General features: G+C 65.6%; 15 protein-coding genes. 8 read left to right on the forward strand and 7 right to left on the reverse strand.

The window, feature by feature from the left end; translation table 11 throughout:
* The coding region (locus AC27VL_RS09920) for a hypothetical protein (protein WP_488766192.1) at nt 1–420 on the forward strand (420 nt) is incomplete at its 5' end.
* 70 nt (nt 421–490) lie between these two features.
* On the opposite strand, the gene AC27VL_RS09925 is transcribed toward AC27VL_RS09920, so the two are convergent.
* The gene (locus AC27VL_RS09925; protein ID WP_488766194.1) at nt 491–1,657 is read right to left on the reverse strand and encodes a PQQ-dependent sugar dehydrogenase; all 1,167 of its coding nucleotides are present in this window, start codon (nt 1,655–1,657) and stop codon (nt 491–493) included.
* A 171-nt stretch (nt 1,658–1,828) separates the two neighbouring features.
* On the opposite strand from AC27VL_RS09925, the gene yiaA reads away from it, so the two are divergent.
* The gene (yiaA, locus tag AC27VL_RS09930; protein WP_089238256.1) at nt 1,829–2,281 is read left to right on the forward strand and encodes an inner membrane protein YiaA; all 453 of its coding nucleotides are present in this window, start codon (nt 1,829–1,831) and stop codon (nt 2,279–2,281) included.
* A 142-nt stretch (nt 2,282–2,423) separates the two neighbouring features.
* Here the strand turns inward: yiaA and AC27VL_RS09935 are convergent, their stop codons facing one another.
* From AC27VL_RS09935 to AC27VL_RS09960, 6 genes are all read right to left on the reverse strand, one after another.
* Nucleotides 2,424–2,756 carry a hypothetical protein gene (locus tag AC27VL_RS09935; protein ID WP_488766196.1) on the reverse strand — a complete coding sequence of 111 codons (333 nt, stop codon included), beginning with the start codon at nt 2,754–2,756 and terminating at the stop codon, nt 2,424–2,426.
* An 82-nt stretch (nt 2,757–2,838) separates the two neighbouring features.
* Nucleotides 2,839–4,140: an APC family permease gene (locus tag AC27VL_RS09940; protein WP_100554552.1), complete on the reverse strand. Its 1,302-nt coding sequence runs from the start codon at nt 4,138–4,140 to the stop codon at nt 2,839–2,841.
* Nucleotides 4,137–4,901: a L,D-transpeptidase family protein gene (locus tag AC27VL_RS09945; protein WP_100554553.1), complete on the reverse strand. Its 765-nt coding sequence runs from the start codon at nt 4,899–4,901 to the stop codon at nt 4,137–4,139. The genes AC27VL_RS09940 and AC27VL_RS09945 overlap by 4 nt, the downstream gene beginning before the upstream one ends.
* A gap of 12 nt (nt 4,902–4,913) precedes the next feature.
* Nucleotides 4,914–5,762, reverse strand: a complete 849-nt coding sequence (locus AC27VL_RS09950) for a MurR/RpiR family transcriptional regulator (protein ID WP_100461502.1) — start codon at nt 5,760–5,762, stop codon at nt 4,914–4,916.
* Between the two features lie 361 nt (nt 5,763–6,123).
* Complete coding sequence (locus tag AC27VL_RS09955) at nt 6,124–7,218, reverse strand: dipeptide epimerase (RefSeq protein ID WP_089238266.1); 1,095 nt, start codon at nt 7,216–7,218, stop codon at nt 6,124–6,126.
* The gene (locus AC27VL_RS09960) at nt 7,219–8,664 is read right to left on the reverse strand and encodes an SH3 domain-containing protein (protein WP_488766199.1); all 1,446 of its coding nucleotides are present in this window, start codon (nt 8,662–8,664) and stop codon (nt 7,219–7,221) included.
* A 132-nt stretch (nt 8,665–8,796) separates the two neighbouring features.
* On the opposite strand from AC27VL_RS09960, the gene AC27VL_RS09965 reads away from it, so the two are divergent.
* The 6 genes from AC27VL_RS09965 to AC27VL_RS09990 all read left to right on the forward strand — a co-directional run bounded on the left by AC27VL_RS09965 (nt 8,797) and on the right by AC27VL_RS09990 (nt 17,194).
* Nucleotides 8,797–10,269, forward strand: coding sequence for a transglutaminase-like domain-containing protein (locus AC27VL_RS09965; RefSeq protein ID WP_488766201.1), 1,473 nt, complete (start codon nt 8,797–8,799; stop codon nt 10,267–10,269).
* Nucleotides 10,270–10,319: 50 nt separating this feature from the next.
* On the forward strand, nt 10,320–13,319 hold the full coding sequence (locus AC27VL_RS09970) for a TonB-dependent receptor (RefSeq protein ID WP_488766203.1): 3,000 nt from the start codon (nt 10,320–10,322) through the stop codon (nt 13,317–13,319).
* 83 nt (nt 13,320–13,402) lie between these two features.
* Nucleotides 13,403–14,953 carry a serine hydrolase domain-containing protein gene (locus AC27VL_RS09975; RefSeq protein WP_488766205.1) on the forward strand — a complete coding sequence of 517 codons (1,551 nt, stop codon included), beginning with the start codon at nt 13,403–13,405 and terminating at the stop codon, nt 14,951–14,953.
* The gene (locus AC27VL_RS09980) at nt 14,886–15,599 is read left to right on the forward strand and encodes a M15 family metallopeptidase (RefSeq protein ID WP_100554558.1); all 714 of its coding nucleotides are present in this window, start codon (nt 14,886–14,888) and stop codon (nt 15,597–15,599) included. Before AC27VL_RS09975 ends, AC27VL_RS09980 begins: the two co-directional genes overlap by 68 nt.
* 576 nt (nt 15,600–16,175) lie before the next feature.
* On the forward strand, nt 16,176–16,547 hold the full coding sequence (locus tag AC27VL_RS09985; RefSeq protein ID WP_025878234.1) for a hypothetical protein: 372 nt from the start codon (nt 16,176–16,178) through the stop codon (nt 16,545–16,547).
* A gap of 227 nt (nt 16,548–16,774) precedes the next feature.
* The gene (locus tag AC27VL_RS09990; protein WP_089238276.1) at nt 16,775–17,194 is read left to right on the forward strand and encodes an EF-hand domain-containing protein; all 420 of its coding nucleotides are present in this window, start codon (nt 16,775–16,777) and stop codon (nt 17,192–17,194) included.
* Nucleotides 17,195–17,266 lie beyond the last annotated feature (72 nt).

Below are 17,266 nucleotides of genomic sequence, written 5' to 3' on the forward strand. Positions count from 1 at the left end.
GAACACGCGAAGGATGCGGCGGCGACGCCCGCGGATGCTTCCAGCTCCGTCGAGCCCGCAGCAGACGACGCCCGCGCGCGCATCGAGACGCTGCTCGGCGATGCGGCGCAGTATGAAAAAGTATTCAATGCCTTCAAGACCGCCGTGGTCGCGGGTGACCGTCCTGCCGTGGTTGAAGAAGTGCGGTTCCCACTGAACATCAGTGGTGGGAAGAAGATCACCGGACCCGGTGAATTCCAGCGCAACTACGAAAAGATCATCACCCCGGCGGTGGTCAAGGCGGTGTCCGCGCAGGAGTTCGGTAAGGTCTTCGTCAACCAGCAGGGCGTGATGATCGGCGATGGCCAGGTGTGGTTGAACGGTGCGTGCCTGGACAAGGCCTGCACGCGCACGGAAGTGAAAGTCATCACCATCCAATGAAAGCAGACGGCCCCGCATGCGGGGCCGTTGCAGTTCGGTAGTGCCGGCCGCTGGCCGGCAACCCGGCCAATCAGGCCTTCGGCGTGAGCTTCAGCAGCCGTGCCTTGCTGCCGTCTTCCAGCAGCCACAGCGCGCCATCCGGGCCCTGTTCCACTTCACGGATACGCTCGCCCATGTTGAAGCGTTCGGCTTCGCGTGCGTTGTCGCCGTCGAAGGCAACGCGCACCAGCGAAGTGGATGACAGGCCGCCGATGAAGGCGCTGCCCTTCCACTGCGGGAACAGGTTGCCGCTGTAGAACATCAGGCCGGCCGGCGAAATCACCGGGTTCCACGTCACCTTCGGTGCGGCGAATTCCGGTCGGGTGTCGTGGTCGGGAATCGGACGGCCATCGTAGTGGTCGCCGTTGGACACGATCGGGTAGCCGTAGTTGGCACCGCGCACGATCAGGTTCAGCTCATCGCCGCCGGCCGGCCCCATTTCCTGTGCCCACAGCTTGCCGTTGGCATCGAAGGCGATGCCCAGCACATTGCGGTGCCCCAGCGACCATACCTGCGCGGCCACGCCACCCTGCGAGGCGAACGGATTGTCGGCCGGCAGGCTGCCGTCGTCGTTGAGACGGATGATCTTGCCCAGGTTGCCGCTCATGTCCTGCGCCGGGTCGAACTTCTGCCGTTCGCTGGAACTGATCCACAGCTTGCCGTCCGGGCCAAAGGCAAGGCGATGGCCGTAGTGGCCTTCGCCACTGACCTTCGGTGTCTGCCGCCAGATCACCTTCAGGTCTTTCAGCTGGCCGCCGCCGCTGGCGTCGAGGGCGAGGGTGGCACGGGCCACGGCCGCGCCGCGTGTATCCAGCGTGCCTTCTTCGGCATAGCTGACGTAGACCACATGGTTGCGGGCGAAATCCGGATGCAGGATCACATCACCGAAACCACCCTGACCGCCGTACGCGACCTTGGGGATACCGGTGATCTCATGTTTCTTGCCGCTGGCCAGGTCCAGGCGCTGCAGCTTGCCGCGCTTTTCGGTCACCAGCAGGCTGCCATCGGGCAGGAAGGTCATCGCCCATGGCTGGTCGAAACGGCTGACCTCGGTGGCGGTGAAGGGGCGTTGGTCGTTGGCGGTCGCGGCGGTTGCCGGTGCCTTCTGACCTGTCGCATCAGGACCGGCGGCATTGCAGGCGGTGGTGGCGAGGATCGGCAGCAGGCCGAGTACGAGCAGCAGGGGTGTGCGGGTCATGGGTATCTCCAGCGGAAGGGGATGCGGATGGCCAGGCTCACCTTTGTATACCACCGGCGGGGTGACGGTCGTGGCCCGAAGGTCCTGCTACCCCCTGTGCGGCATGGCGCGGATCGTCTAGGGTGTTCTCGCCCGGGCAAAGCATGCCCGCCTGTCTGCCAAGGATCTGCAATGAACGCACCGATCATCCATCGACCCTCGCCCGCCTTCATCGCCGCCTCGTGGGTGGCACTGCTGCTGGGCGCGGTGGCCTATCTGGTAGGCCTGTTCAATGCCGAAATGCCGCTGAACGAAAAGGGCTATTACCTGACCCTGCTGCTGTTTGGCCTGTTCGCGGCGGTATCGCTGCAGAAGAGTGTGCGCGACCGCGTCGAGAGCATTCCGGTGAGCGGCCTGTACTACGCACTGTGCTGGTTCGCGCTGCTGTCGGCACTGTTGCTGCTGCTGGTCGGTCTGTGGAACGCCACCCTGGTGCTGAGCGAAAAGGGTTTCTATGGCATGGCATTCGCGCTGTCGCTGTTTGGCGCGGTGGCGGTGCAGAAGAACACCCGCGACCTGATTGCCGCCAATGCCGCTGAGCCCAAGCGCGCCTCGTCGATTCCGCCGCTGCCGGAACAGGACTGACGGACGGTGGTAGAGCCGAGCCCACGCTCGGCTGCTGTGTATCGGCAGCCGAGCGGGCTCGACTCTGGATACCCAGCCGAGCATGGCTCGGCTCTACAGCTGAGGCGTCAGCCGAGCATGGGCTCGGCTCTACAGGGCATGGTTATCCGCGGCTGTTCCGGCGCGGATCCAGATTCACTGCCTCTTCCCAGCCGCGACGCACGGCGCTGCGCGCCTGCGCCCATTCCAGCCGGCTCTTGCCGCGCTCCTTCGCCCATCGCGACTCCAGCTCGCCTTCGATCTCTTCGTAAGCGCGGATCATGTCCTGCGCGCGTGCGGTGTGGCCGATCTGGTACGCCGGCTCGTAATCGTCGAAGAACAGCTGGTTGTCGTAGTACGGTTCGCTGGTATAGCGATCGCGCCAGTAGTCCGAAACCGCCTGGCGGGGTGTGCCGTCTTCCGGTACGCGGCCGGGGATCTGGTAATCAGTGCTCATGGGCAGGAGGCTCCGTGGTGGACGAAGCCTGATCCTGCCTATCGGCCGGTTAACGCATCGGGCCGGCAGCGTGATCGGCAGGTCAATCGGCGCTGGCGTCCTTGCGCGGCAGCTTGTAGATGACCGCGCCAACAGCGAAGGCGACCAGCGCCGCGGCGATGTTCTGCCAGCTGGCACTGGCGAACAGGGCCACGCACAGCAGCAGGGCCAGCACCGGAATCAACGGGCCACCGGGCAGCTTCAACGCACCGGGGCGGTCCGCATAGCGCTTGGCCAGCACCAGCACCGCTGCCGCGGTACCGATGTAGGCGAACAGGCGCGTGGTCATCGACAACAGCGCCAGCTGCACGAACGAGCCGGACAGCGCCAGGCCGAGGGCGATCAGGCCCTGGCAGAAGATCGCTGCGGCCGGGGTACGGAAGCGTGGGTGCACTTGCGCCAGCACTTTCGGGCCGTAGCCATCGCGGGCCAGGGCGAACAGGAAGCGCGGGCCCATCATCATCGTGTTGCTGTTGGTGCCGAGGATGGAGATGGTCGCGCCCACGGTGAGGATCAGCGCCAGCGCCTCGCCACCGAAGCTGGAGGCGGCATCGGCCAGCGGCGTGGCCGACGCGGCCAGGCCGGGCAGCGTACCTTGCGCCACGATCTGCACCGCCGCGTAGATCACGGTGACGGTGACGATCATGGTGATCAGTGCGAAGGGAATGTCGCGGCGTGGGTTGCGGTATTCGCCGGCCGCGGCCGGGATGTTCTCGAACCCGGCATAGGCATACAGCAACAGTAGTGCCGCCTCGCCCATGCGCTGCAGGTCGTGCGGGTCCGGGCGCTGGCCGGAGAAAGCGAGCTGCGGGTCGATGTAGAACGCGCCGATGGCCACGAACAGCAGCAGCGGCAGCATCTTGCCGATCACCAGCACGATGCCGGTACGGGCGGCCGAACGCACGCCGATGATGTTCACCCCGGTCAGGAAAGCGAGCGAGACCACGATGATCGCGATGCGGCCCATGCCGGCGCCTGCCCATGGCCAGAACCGCGCCACGGCGTCGGCCAGCGCATTGCTGAGCGCTGCGGCAGAACTGATGCGGGTCAGCCAGATCATCCAGCCGATCTCGAAGCCGGCAAAGCGACCGAAGGCCTCGCGCGCGTACAGATAGCTGCCACCGGGTTCATCGAAATAGCTGGCCGCCTGCGCGTAGCACAGCACCAGCAGGGCGACGACGATACCGGCGGCGACCACACCCCACAGACTGAAGGGGCCGAGCAGGGCAACCGTGGCCGCCGGCAGCAGGTAGATGCCGCTGCCAACCACATCGTTGATCGACAGGCCGACGATCTGCCAGCGGCTGACCGCGCGTTGCAGTTGTGGTTCGTCAGCGGCGCTCAACGTGCGGCTCCTTCAAGCGCGGGCAGTTTCCACTGCGCCTGCAGGCGCTGGTATTCAGCCCGCGGCAGCAGCACGAAACGCGGCGTGTCCTGCGGGCGCAGCCAGTCCAGCAGTGCCTGCATGCGCGCCTGCGGCATTGCGGTGCAGCCGGCGGTGGCTTCGCCGGGCTGGCGCCACAGATGGGCGAAGATGCAGCTGCCCTTGCCGGGTTGGTTGTCCGGGTTGTGCGCGATCACGAAGCCTTCCTGGTAACGCACGTCGCCCTTGTTGTGCAGGTCCAGCCGCATCGGTTCGGTGGAGCCGGTGATGGCGGCACTGCCGACCTTCTTTGCATCGACGATGCGGTTGTAGAACGGCGACGCCGGTACGTCCATGCAGTAGCTGCTCTCGAACATTGGCTGGTAAATCATCGCCGTTCCGGGCCGGGTGACGGCATAACCGAACGCGCTGCCCAGCGCGAACACGCCGGCCGGACTGCGACCGTCGCCTTCCTGTTTCTGCGGGCCATCGGCCTGGGCAGGATGCAGGCCCAGGCCCCAGGCACTGCCGGTGCGACCCAGCGCCACCGGGAACGACTGGCCGTGCTTGCGCCAGTGCTTGCCGTCGCGCACGAAGGCCTGCAGCTGGCCCTGCGTACTGTCCCAGGTATCGCTGGTGACGACGATCAATTGGCGAGCGTCGTCCAGCGGAGCAGCATGGACAGTGACGGCCGCTACGAGCAGCAGCGCGGCGGATGCAAAGCGGGCCAGCAGCAGATTCATTGGGCGCTCCGGTCAGGAATCCAGCAGGTGATCGATCCGTTCCAGGTTCACCGCCAGCTGCTGCTGGCGATCCGGATTGGCGTGGCAGAGCAGCACGAACAGGAAATCGAGCAGGGCGTGCATGGCGCTACGGTACAGCAGCTGCGCCACCTGCGGCGCGCGGTCGTGGGCGCACACCACCAGCGCCGCATCGGCATGCGCGCGCAGCGGGTTGGCGGTGTGGCGGGTGATCGACACCACCTTGCCGCCCATGTCCTGGAACTGGCGCGAGAGCTGTGACAGCTGTGGCAGGTTGCCGAACTCGGAAAACATCAACAGCACATCACCCGGACGCGCCGCCGACAGGTTGGCCAGCATCAGGATCGGATCGGTATGCGGCACCACCAGCAGGCCGAGCAAAGACAGCCGCATGGCGAATTCGCGTGCGTACAGGCCGTCGTCACCGAGGCCGTGGACGAACAGCTTCGGCGCGCCGTCGAGCAGCTGCACGATGCGTTCGATCTCCTCGCGCGGGTTGGCCTGGCGGGTTTCTTCCTCGGCCTGCGCCTTGCTGCGGCGCAGGGCATCGCCCAGGCGCAGGTAGTCATCGCTGATGTCCGGTGCGGCCGGTGCCTGCTGCGGGTCGGCACCGGCGCGGGCGACGTCCTCGCCGATGGAGTACTTCAGGTCCGGGTAGCCCTTGAAGCCGAGCTTCTGGCTGAACTTGACCACGCTGGACTGGCTGATGCCCAGGGCACTGGCCAGCTGCTGCGAAGAGTAATCGCGCAGCAGGTGCGCGTTGTCGAGGATGAAGTCGGCGATGCGGCGTTCGATGGCCGACATCTGCCCGCGCTCGGTGCGGATTTTCAGCAGGGGCGGCATGCGGGGCGTCCGGACATGTGTAGGCGCGTTGCGGTTGGCTGCGTAGAGCGTTTCATGGGTTGGGTCGGGCGGGTGGGGTTTGCAGGGGACGCCGTGAATCCGTCCATGGAGGCTTGGCCGCGCTTGCTCGTTTGCGCTGTCCTGCGCAAACGGCAAGGCCGGGGTTGGGCGTCCTGCCCAACCCGCCCGAGGCATGCCTCGGGCCCATGCGGCGGACACCCCTGCAAACCCCACCCGCCCGACCCCGGACAGATCGCGCGCGTGCCAGCCGCGAAGGGGATGCGGGGTAGGGCAAAAGCAAGGGCAAGGGCATCCACGCATGGCGTGGATCTACTGATGGCGGCGATCGTTGTTTCAACGATCAACCCAGCATCTCCAGCCCCCGCACTTCGGTGATGCCCAGCCCCGGCACATCGCTGATGCTGATTTCCGACTCGTTGAAACGCACGCCGCCGCTGACCGGATCGAACTGCCCCAGCGATGGGCCATCCAGGTCGACCTTGGTGATCACATCGCTCTTGGCTACCGCCAGATGTACTGCCGCGGCCACGCTGATGCTCGACTCGATCATGCAGCCGATCATGCACGGCACGCCGTAGATGCCGGCGATGTCGGCGATGCGGATCGCGTTGGACAGGCCGCCGGTCTTCATCAGCTTGATGTTGATGATGTCGGCGGCGCGCTGCTGGATCAGGTCCATTACCTGGCTCGGGCTGAACACGCTCTCGTCGGCCATCACCGGGGTGTTGACCCGGTCGGTGACGTACTTCAGGCCGCTGATGTCGGCGGCCTTGACGGGTTGCTCCAGCAGCTCCAGCACCACGCCGGCTTCTTCCAGCGTGCGCATCGCATGCACGGCCTGCTTGGCGGTCCAGCCCTGGTTGGCGTCCAGGCGCAGCAGTGCACGGCCTTCAACGGCGGCATGGATTGCCTTGACGCGCTCGATGTCCACGCCGATATCCTTGCCGACCTTGATCTTCAGCGACTCGAAGCCGCGTTCGATCGCCGACAGCGAATCGGCCACCATCTTGTCGATGTAGTCCACGCTGATGGTGATGTCGGTGGTGATCACCGGGTCGCCACCACCCAGCATCTGGTACAGCGGCGCGCCATGCAGCTGCGCCCACAGATCGTAGAGCGCGATTTCCACCGCGGCCTTGGCGCTGGTGTTGCGCTCCATCGCGGTCTGCACCAGCGTGCACAGGCGGTTGAGGTTGACCACCTCCTGGCCGATCAGGCGCGGGGCGATGAAGTGGCGGATCGCTTCGATGATCGAGCCGTGCGTGTCACCGGTGATGACCGCGGTGGCCGGCGCCTCGCCGTAGCCGGTGTGGCCAGTGTCGGTGCGGATCAGCACCACCACGTCTTCCACGGTCTCCACGGTACGCAACGCGGTCTTGAACGGTGTTTTCAGCGGCACGCGCAGCATGCCCAGTTCGATGGCAGTGATCTTCATTCAGGGATTCTTGGCACGCAGGCGTTGGATGTTGGTGATGCGGTCGATGTAGCGGACGCTGTCGCTGGCCATCATCGGCTCCAGCGGCGTGACCGATACGCCATTGAGATGGGCCTGCACACGCTTGCCGTCGGCGCCGAACCAGCTGCCGCCCGCGGTATCGTGGATCACCCAAGTGCGACCGTCGACGTGGCCGATGGCCATCATCACGTGGCCGGGGATGTAGACCAGATCGCCCACCTGCAGATCGGTGACGGCGCGGTCGCGCACGGCCTTGCTGTCCTTGCTGGTGAACGGCAGGCGGTCCAGCGCCGGGCTGATCGCCTGCGCGCTGGTATTGCGCGGCAACAGTACGCCGAAGCTGCGGTAGATCTCTGATACGAACCCACTGCAGTCGCGGGTGTCGTAGTCGTGGCCCCAGCCGTAGCGCTCGCCGAGGAACTTGAACGATTGCTGCAGCAGCAGGCGCGGGGTCAGCGGCAGGTAGTCGGCGGCGGTGTCCTGCGAGCGCGGCAGCAGTGCCGGCACCAGGCGCAGGCGGCCATCGGCCTCGCGCACCGGCAGCTGCACCACCCACGAGGCGTGTGCCTGCTGGCCGTTCACCGGTTCGGCGGCGGGCCAGTCGGCCAGCACCGGCAGGCGCACGCCCATGTCCAGCTGCAGGCGCGATACACGCGGTTCTTCCGGTGTGTAGGCGGTGTGCGCGGTGGCACCGGTGACGATGCGGTACGGGCCCTTCGCGCCGTAGCCGAGCACCGTGGCCTTGTCACCACTGGCCACGGCATCGGCTTCGATCCAGGCGCTGTAGCGCTCGCTGTGCACGAACAGCCAGCGGTCATCGGCACTGCGGTGGACCACGGCTACCTTGTCACCGGGGAACAGCGCCGATTCCTGGAAACGGTCGATATCGGTGTCGCCGACGGTGCTGAAAACACGCTGACGGGTGGGGAAGGTGCGCAGCGCGGCGCGCTTCACCACCAGCCCGTACGACGGTGCGACCTGCGCAGGAACCGCGTCGAGGCCGAGGTTGGCTTCGATTGCAGCCCGCAGGCCGGGGGCAATGGCCTGTCCCTTCTCGTCATACAGCGCCCGCTTGGGCCAGCTCGAAAGCGCGCCGATGCTGTCGCGCACCTGCGTGGCGCCGAGCTGTGCAGGCAGCGTGGCGATGTCCTGGATGTGGCTGTCCTGGGCACGCATTCGCGCGTTCTGCGCCTGGATCTGCGCGCGGTCGAGGATCGGTGCGTCGGCGTTGTCCAGGCGTGCCGCCCAGTAGTCCGGGGTGAGGTAGGCCTCATGCAGGCCGATCACGTAGGGCAGCGGTACGCCGGGGTCGGGTGCAGGCGTGGCCGCTTGGGTAAAGGCCGGTACGGCCAGCAGGCCCAGGGCCAGCGCCAGGGTCAACCTGCGCGGCCAGTGCCGACGCGGTTCGCGGGAAGCCAGGATCATGCGCTGCACACCCTCCTCGAATGCCTTTTGGAATATTTATTCCTTTTGGCGACGAAAGCAAGAATAAATTATTGACCGGTCCCCCGGCCCGTGTTACACAGCCGTTACCACCCGCGCTTGGGAAGTGTCGCTGTGGATCCTGCCGTTCGCAAACCGTCTCTGCCTGTCGCTGCCGGACTATGCGCCGCGCTGCTGCTGTGGGCGTGGGCGGCACCGGCCGCGGATCAGCGCAGTGCCGTCGATCGTGAGCAGGAAACGCGGTTGATCGATCTGGTCGACAGCGGTCGCTTCAGGGATGTCGATGCGACGTTCGCCGCAGACGGAGTGCCCGCACCCGCCGACTTCCAGTACGAGCGCATGCGCCGCATCAAGCTGGATTTCAGCCTCGACGAAGCCGCAGCCAAGGCCGCCGTGCGTCGCTGGATTCCCAACCTGACCGACGAGGAGTTCGCACGCTGGGACCAGCTGGGCCTGATCGAACACTACGATATCGACGGAACGCGCTGGTACTTCAAGCGCGCGTCCTCCAACCTGTTCCTGCTCAGCGACGAGGCGCGTGCGCGTCGTCGGGCAGATGCGCCTATGCCACCGCCCGGCCCGAATGAAGTGCTCAATGCGCATCACGCGCGCGCAGTCGCTGTCTCCGAACAGAGCGGCACGACATCTGTGCTGCCGCAGCGCATCGAATTCACGCAGTCGCTCACGGTGAAAGCGGACGCAGTGCCGGCAGGCGAAACCGTACGTGCATGGATTCCGTACCCGCGCGAGATTCCCGGCCAGCAGGAGCGCGTGCAGTGGATTGCCAGTTCGCCGGGCAAGGCGCGCATCGCCCCGGCCAGCATCCAGCAGCGCACCGCCTATCTGGAAGCCAAGGCCGTCGCTGGCAAGCCGACGCACTTTGAAATCCGCTATGCGGTGACGATCTTCGCGCGCCACACGGCAATCGACGCGACCAAGGTGCAGGCCACGCCGGATGATCCCGCGTTGAAGCCCTATCTGGCCGAGCAGCTGCCGCACGTGCGTTTCACGCCCGCCCTGAAGCTGTTTTCCGACCAGGTGCTGCAGGGCGAGACACGCCCGTATGAAGTGGTACGCAGGCTGTTCGCCGCGGTTGATCGCATTCCGTGGGCCGGTGCACGCGAGTATTCGACGATCAGCAACATCAGTGACTACGCGCTGCGTGCCGGTCACGCCGATTGCGGGCAGCAGACCCTGCTGCTGATCGCCCTGCTTCGCATGAACGGCATTCCCGCGCGCTGGCAGTCGGGCATGGTGTTTTCCGACGATGACAGCGGCTACAACAACCTGCACGACTGGGGCCAGGTCTACCTGGCGCCGTATGGCTGGCTGCCGATGGATGTGACCACCGGTGCGCTGGCCAGCGACACGCCCGCGCTGCGTGATTTCTACCTCGGTGGCCTCGATGGCTACCGCATCGCGTTCAACGACGATTTCGGCCAGGCCTTCGTGCCGGCCAAACAGCACTACCGCTCGGAAACGGTCGACTCGCAGCGCGGCGAGGCCGAGTGGTCAGGCGGCAACCTGTACTTCGACCAATGGAGCTATGACTTCCAGTGGCGGGTACTGCCAGCCGGGCAACGCTAGCGCGACACACCACCCCACCACCATTCAATTCTTGCAGGAGAGAGCAGGGGATGAAGGCTTACAACATCAAGCGGGCGGCCTTGTGCGTCGCCCTCGGTACGTGTCTGGCAACGCTGGCACCCAGCGCATTCGCACAGGACGGCGCGGTCGTCGGTCGCCTGACCAGCGATACGGGGCAGGTGCCTGCCGGCGCCACGGTCACGGTCCGCAATCCCGCCACCGGTTTCGTGCGCTCGGTGCAGGCCGACAGCAAGGGCAGCTATCGCATCCCGTTGTTGCCGGTCGGCACCTATGACATGGAGGTAAACCTGCCAGGCGGTGCTGCCAGCCGCGTCGGCCAGGTCACGGTCAGCCTGGGCAGCGCAACCACGGTGAACGTGCCGCTGGGAGCTGTCAGCACGCTGGGCACCGTGGAAGTGCGCGCGCCGCAGGTGGTGTCGATGGTGGACGTGAAGTCCACCGAGTCGGCCACCAACATCACCCGCGAGGAACTGTCTCGACTGCCGGTGGACCGTGACATCACCGCAGTGGCGCTGCTGGCGCCGGGTGCGGTGAAAGGCAAGGGCTCGCTGGGCGGGCAGGGCATCTCCTTCGGTGGCTCGTCAGTGGCCGAAAACACGGTCTACATCAACGGCCTGAACGTCACCGATTTCTATAACCGGGTTGGCTTCTCGTCGGTTCCGTTCGCGTTCTACCAGGAATTCCAGGTCAAGACCGGCGGCTATTCGGTGGAGTTCGGGCGCAGCACCGGCGGTGTCATCAACGCGGTCACCCGCTCGGGCAGCAACGACTTCAAGGCCGGTGCTGAACTGGTGTTCGAGCCGCGTGCCTGGCAGTCGCAGGCGCGTGACCGCTACGACGGCGAAGGCAGCCGCTACATCTCGGCGCGTCGCGACGACTATTCGCGCAGCGCACTGAACGTGTTCGCTTCCGGTGCGCTGGTGCAGGACAAGCTGTTCTTCTTCGGCATGTACGAGGCACGCGACTATCGTCCGACCTCGACCAATGACGCCGGCACGTTCCTCAGCCAGGGCAAGGCCGACGAGCCCTTCTGGGGCGGCAAGCTGGATTGGCAGATCACCGACAACCAGATGTTGTCGCTGTTCGGCTTCTCCGACAAGAACAAGACCCTCACCGACGTCTACCGTTACGACTACGACAGCGGCGACATCCTTGGCGAGCGCAGCAACCAGATCGTCAACACGGTGGGCGGAAAGAACTGGTCCGGTACGTACAGCTGGCAGGTCAACAACGACCTGACCATGAAGCTGATGTACGGCGAGAACAAGCGCAACCGAGTGCAGAGTTCGCTGATGGACGAGAACTGCAACCGCGTGTTCGACAACCGTACCGCGGCCCAGGGCGTGCCACCAAACCTGCAGGGTGACCGCAGCTGTACAAGCAGCTCGCAGCTGGAAGCGGCGCTGGATACACGCAAGGCTGCACGCGCCGACTTCGAGTGGTCGCTCGGCAACCACCTGCTGCGCTTCGGCCTGGACCGCGAAGAAAACACCTCCGACTACGAACGTGCCTATCCCGGTCCCGGTGGGCTGCGTTATGACATCTATTACCGGAATCCGGGCAGCCCGCTCAATGGCGGTACCGTACCTGCCAGCGGCCTGGTCGCACGCACCCGCCGCTATGAAGTGGCCGGCTCGTTCGAAACCATCAACTCGGCGTACTACCTGGAAGACAACTGGCAGGTCACCCCGAACTTCCTGCTGAACATCGGCGCGCGCGTGGAGAGCTTCGACAACAAGGGCGGCGACGGCGACAGCTACATCAAGATCGACAACATGATCGCCCCGCGCCTGGGCTTTTCGTGGGACGTGCGTGGTGATGGCACCACCAAGGTGTTCGGCAACCTGGGCCGCTATTACCTGCCGGTGGCCAATGTCATCAACATCAAACAGGCCGGCGGCTTCCTCGATGAGCGCACCTGGTACGAATTCCTGGGCTACACCGGGGCCGCCAACAACATCCCGAACCTGGGTGGGCAGATCGGCCCGGTCGACAATTCGCAGGGCGACGGCAGCGTGCCGGACCTGCGCGCCGAGGTGAACCGGGACATGGACCCGGTCTATCAGGATGAGGCCATCCTCGGCTTCCAGCACATGCTGAGTGAATCGTGGTCGGTCGCCGCCAGCGTCACCTACCGGCGCCTGCACAACGCCATTGATGACATGAACATCACCGCCACGGGGCAGTGCGGTGCGATCGACGGCGTGTGGATCATGGGCAACCCCGGGCGCACCAACACGGTGTGGGGCGATACCAACTGCGATGGCAGCAACGACGGCTGGATCGACATCGATACCTCCAAGGAGGGTTGGGCGCTGTATGACGACGATGGCAACTATGTGGGCCAGCGCGGCTGGGTGAAGCCCAAGCGCGACTACAAGGCGCTGGAACTGCAGGTCGACCGTGCGTGGGACGGCAAGTGGGGCTTCAATGCCTCGTATACGCTGGCCTACGGCCGCGGCAATGCCGAAGGTCCGGTCAACTCCGATACCGACTTCGCGGACGCCGGCCGCACCGAGAACTTCGACAATCCGTGGGTGAACTATCGCGGCTATGGCTACCTGGCCAACGACCGCCGCCACCAGTTCAAGTTCCGCGGCAGCTACGCGCTGACCGAGAACCTGAGCGTGGCGGCCACGCTGGGCGTGCAGTCGGGAAGCCCGATCACCCGCTTCGGCGCCGGCAATCCCTTCGACGACACCGATTTCCACAGCTACTACGTGTGCGTGTCCAACTGCCAGTCGACGGTGCCGTCCGAGCGCGTGTTCGTGCATTCGCCGCGCGGCGGTGACGGCCGTACCCCGTGGACCTACGACCTGGACGTGAGCGTTTCCTACAAGGTGCCCATTCCCACCGACCTGCGCCTGAAGCTTGCGGTGTACAACGTGCTCAACCAGCAGCGTGTGGTCACCGTGGACCAGGACTACGAGCCGCAGGACAGCATCGGCACGCCGAACACGATGTATGGCTATGGCACCGGGTTCCAGTCGCCGCGCTACGCACAGCTGACGGTGACCTGGAATTATTGAGGACGCATCTGCGCGCCGCCCTGCCGGGGGGCGCGGATTTGTGATCGCCGGATGTGATCCGGCACCGCCTGACGGAGACTGACTTGCATCGTCTGTTGCTACTGCTCGCGGCACTGGCCAGCCCCGCTGCCCATGCGGTGGACAGCGCACGCCTGGATGCCGACATCGCCTTCGTGGACCAGCATGAGCACCTGCCGGGGGTGGCGATGGCGGTGGTCGAGGATGGCCAGGTGGTCTATCGCCACACCGAAGGGGTGCGCGGTGACGGCGGCCGCATCGACGAGGACACGCTGTTCAAGATCGCCTCCAACAGCAAGGCGATGACCGCCGCGCTGCTGGCCACGCTGGTGGAGCAGGGCAAGCTGCGCTGGGACGATCCGGTGCAGCGCCATCTGCCGGCATTCCGCATGCATGACCCGTGGGTGGGCGAACACCTGCAGGTACGCGATCTGCTGATCCACAATAGCGGCCTCGGCCTGGGTGCCGGCGACCTGATGCTGTGGCCCGAACCCAACATCTTCACCCGCGCCGATGTCATCGCCGGTCTGGCACACCTGAAGCCGGTCACCAGCTTCCGCAGCGGTTACGCCTACGACAACCTGATGTACGTCGTTGCCGGCGAGGTGGCCGCGGCCGCCGGTGGCAAGCCGTATGACCAGCTGATGCGCGAGCGCGTGTTTGAACCGCTGGGCATGACCCGCTGCCAGGTGGGCGCATGGTCGGTGGAGCAGGTCGGCAATGTCGCCCAACCGCATGTGCGGCGCGACGGCCGCAATGTGGTGGTCGGTGCGGATGGAACGCTCAGCCCCGACCTGACGTCGATGGCGGCTGGTGGCATCCGTTGTTCGCTGCGCGACATGACGCGCTGGATGCAGGTGCTGCTGGACCCGTCGCTGGCGCCGACGTGGTTGGGTGCTGAGCAACGCCGCATGCTGTGGACACTGCACATGCCGATGCCGTTGGGCGAACGCCAACGCGACTGGGACAACGCCCGTTTCTACGGTTATGGGCTGGGCTGGCGGGTGTCGGACATGGACGGGCACTGGAAGGTCGCGCACACCGGGACACTGTCGGGCATGTATTCCTCGCTGGCGCTGCTGCCGGATCGGAAGGTCGGTGTGGTGATGCTGATCAACGGCGAGGCCGAAGACGCGCGTACCGCGCTGATGCAGTCGACGCTGAAACAGTTCACCGCGCCGGAAGACGCGCAACATGTGGGGTACTACCTGGCTGAGCTGGCCGCCGAACGGGCCGTGCGCGCCGCCACGGGAAGTCGTGCGCCCTCCACCCGGACTGCGCAACCGGCTGCTGCCACCGATCTGGCGCAATGGCAGGGGCGTTACCGCGATCCCTGGCTGGGCGCCGCCTCGCTGTGTCCCACCGGCAACGGCCTGCGCTTCAGTGTCGACAAATCGCCCACGCTGCAGGCAACAGTGAAGCGGCTGGAAGGGCGCTGGCTGTTGCAGTGGGATACGCTGGAACCCTCGGCGCAGGCGTGGCTGAATCCCGGCGCAGACACGCCGACGCTGGAGCTGCGCGCCATCGATCCGGAGATCGACTTCAGCTATGACTTCCAGGACCTGCATTTCACTCGTACTGGCGATTGCCCTGGCCCCGGCGGCCCACGCCGCTGAGTCACCACGCATCTCGCCCGCCACCGACGCCACTGCGGCGGGACTGGTGGAGATCCGCATGCTGTCGCCGCGCATCGAGATGGACATCCGCTATGCCGGTGCCAACAACTTCACCGCTGCGCCAGTGCCCGGCTATGAGGCGCCTGCATGCTATCTGCTGGCGCCAGTGGCAAAGGCGTTGGCCGATGTGGAGGGCGACCTGCGCGCGCAGGGCTTTGCGTTGCGCCTCTACGATTGCTACCGCCCGGTGCGCGCGGTGCAGGCGTTCATGGCCTGGGTGAGTGATCCGCAGGAACAGTCGCGCAAGGCGCTGCAGTATCCGGATCTGGGTAAGCCGCAGCTGCTGAGCGACGGCTACATCGCCGAGCGTTCCGGCCACAGCCGCGGTGCCACCGTGGATCTTGGCCTGCTGGATTGTCGCAGCGGGCGCTGCACGCCGATGGACATGGGCACCGACTTCGATTTCTTCGGCCCACGCGCGCATACGCAGACGCCGGGCTTGAGTGATGCACAGAACGCCAACCGCCAGCAGCTGGTGCAGGCGATGGCGCGGCGTGGTTTCGCCAACTATGCGCAGGAGTGGTGGCACTACACGATGCAACCCGAGCCGGATGCCGGTACTGCCTACGACGTGCCAGTGCGGTAGGGGTGTCGGCAGGGCTGCGCCCTGCACCTGCCGAAGCCTCAAGCCAGAGCAACGGCAACGGCAACAGCGGGCATTCCGTGGGATGGCGGGGTGGGTCCGGTTGCGGGGGACGCCGTAAATACTTCCCTGTAGGCTTGGCCGCGGCATCCATGCCGCGGACACCCCCGCAACCGGACCCACCCCGCCTTCGACAGATTTCCGCGATCTGCCGGAATGGCATGGCCTGCGCTCGGTGGGTGTCGACCTTGGTCGACACGTAGATCCACGCCATGCGTGGATGCTCTTCGATCAATTGTCGAGATATTCGATCTCGATGGAGATTCATCCACGCATGGCGTGAATCCATCAGCCACCGGGAATCTGTCGAAGGTGGGGCGGTGTCGGATTGCGGGGTGTCAGCCGCATGGATGCGGCTGCCAAGCCCCCAGGGATGGGTTTACGGCGTCCCCGCACTCCGACACCGCCCCGCCACCCCACGGAATGCCTGCTGTTGCCGTTGCTTCGGCATCTGCAGGTGCAGGGCGCAGCCCTGCCGATACCCCTTACACTGGCCGCCTTCTCCTGCGTCCCCGCCCGATGAACCTTCCCCTGCATTTCGGCCTGCTCGGTACGCTTGAAGCGGGCCTCATCGCCCTGCTGGTCGGCCTGTTGGTGTACTTCCTGTGGCACCACCTGTGCCGGTTGCTGCACTGGACCGTGGGCCATGCGATCGGCTGGTCGTGCGTCATCGCGGTGATCATCTCCGCCGGCATCGACGCCTGGAAGCTGTTCTACATGGGCATCGTGCGGCTGGAGTCGCCACTGTATGCGCGCCTGTTCCTGTCCACCATCCACGATCCGAACGAACTGGGCAGCCGCGTGGTGCTGGAAATCGCCGGCGCGCTCTCCGGTGTTGCATTGGGCTGGGTGTTGTTCAGTTCGCGGTCATCGGAAAAAACCGTCGACTGACGCAGGTTTTTCGTTCGCTGCCGGTTAAATCCGGTAGCGCTGAATGCTCGTCTTACTCCCTGCTCACTTCGCACTAACCACCGCGCTAACGCATGCGTCTGCGTGGGTGGTTAACCATGCGTGTTCGCGGCGATCGCCGCGCAAAATCGATTCAGAAACGCGGTGGCAGGGTAGGTGCCGTGCGGAGACAACGACCGCGCACTACCACCCTTCAGGAGACACCCCAGATGACTATTCGCAACCGCAAGCCCCTGATCGCCCTGATCGTCGCCGCCGGCAGCGTGTTGGCCATCCCGGCGATGGCGCAGACGGCAAAGCAGCAGGCCGCGCATGCACAGAACGAAGCGGCGCAGGCCCAGCAGTCAGCGGCACAGGCAGGCCAGGCCGCCGACCAGGCGACCGATGCGGCCGCGGCAGCATCGGCGCAGGCCAACGGCGGTGGCCAGACCTGGGCCAGCATCGATACCGATGGCAACGGCACCATCAGCAAGAGCGAAGCGCAGGTGAATGCGGGCCTTGCGCAGGTGTTCGACCAGGCTGATGCCAACAAGGACGGCCAGCTGAGTGCCGACGAGTACAAGGCCTACGTGGCCGCCCAGCAGGCCGGTGCCGGCGCAGGTGGCACGGCCGCGGGCCAGGGCCGCTGATCCACGGTTGAATTCGGGACAACCGGTGCATGGGCAACCCGGGTGGCTTCGGCCACCCGGGTTTTTTTCGTC

The organism is Stenotrophomonas sp. 14P6.2.3 (assembly GCF_057799055.1).

What these genes read in the sequence shown, in the direction of transcription:
- AC27VL_RS09985 (WP_025878234.1), top strand. Translation starts at nt 16,176, where the DNA reads ATGAACCTTCCCCTGCATTTCGGCCTGCTCGGTACGCTTGAAGCGGGC.
- AC27VL_RS09990 (WP_089238276.1), top strand. Translation starts at nt 16,775, where the DNA reads ATGACTATTCGCAACCGCAAGCCCCTGATCGCCCTGATCGTCGCCGCC.
- yiaA (WP_089238256.1), top strand. Translation starts at nt 1,829, where the DNA reads ATGAACGCACCGATCATCCATCGACCCTCGCCCGCCTTCATCGCCGCC.
- AC27VL_RS09950 (WP_100461502.1), bottom strand. Translation starts at nt 5,762, where the DNA reads ATGCCGCCCCTGCTGAAAATCCGCACCGAGCGCGGGCAGATGTCGGCC.
- AC27VL_RS09970 (WP_488766203.1), top strand. Translation starts at nt 10,320, where the DNA reads ATGAAGGCTTACAACATCAAGCGGGCGGCCTTGTGCGTCGCCCTCGGT.
- AC27VL_RS09935 (WP_488766196.1), bottom strand. Translation starts at nt 2,756, where the DNA reads ATGAGCACTGATTACCAGATCCCCGGCCGCGTACCGGAAGACGGCACA.
- AC27VL_RS09945 (WP_100554553.1), bottom strand. Translation starts at nt 4,901, where the DNA reads ATGAATCTGCTGCTGGCCCGCTTTGCATCCGCCGCGCTGCTGCTCGTA.
- AC27VL_RS09955 (WP_089238266.1), bottom strand. Translation starts at nt 7,218, where the DNA reads ATGAAGATCACTGCCATCGAACTGGGCATGCTGCGCGTGCCGCTGAAA.
- AC27VL_RS09980 (WP_100554558.1), top strand. Translation starts at nt 14,886, where the DNA reads ATGACTTCCAGGACCTGCATTTCACTCGTACTGGCGATTGCCCTGGCC.
- AC27VL_RS09925 (WP_488766194.1), bottom strand. Translation starts at nt 1,657, where the DNA reads ATGACCCGCACACCCCTGCTGCTCGTACTCGGCCTGCTGCCGATCCTC.
- AC27VL_RS09960 (WP_488766199.1), bottom strand. Translation starts at nt 8,664, where the DNA reads ATGATCCTGGCTTCCCGCGAACCGCGTCGGCACTGGCCGCGCAGGTTG.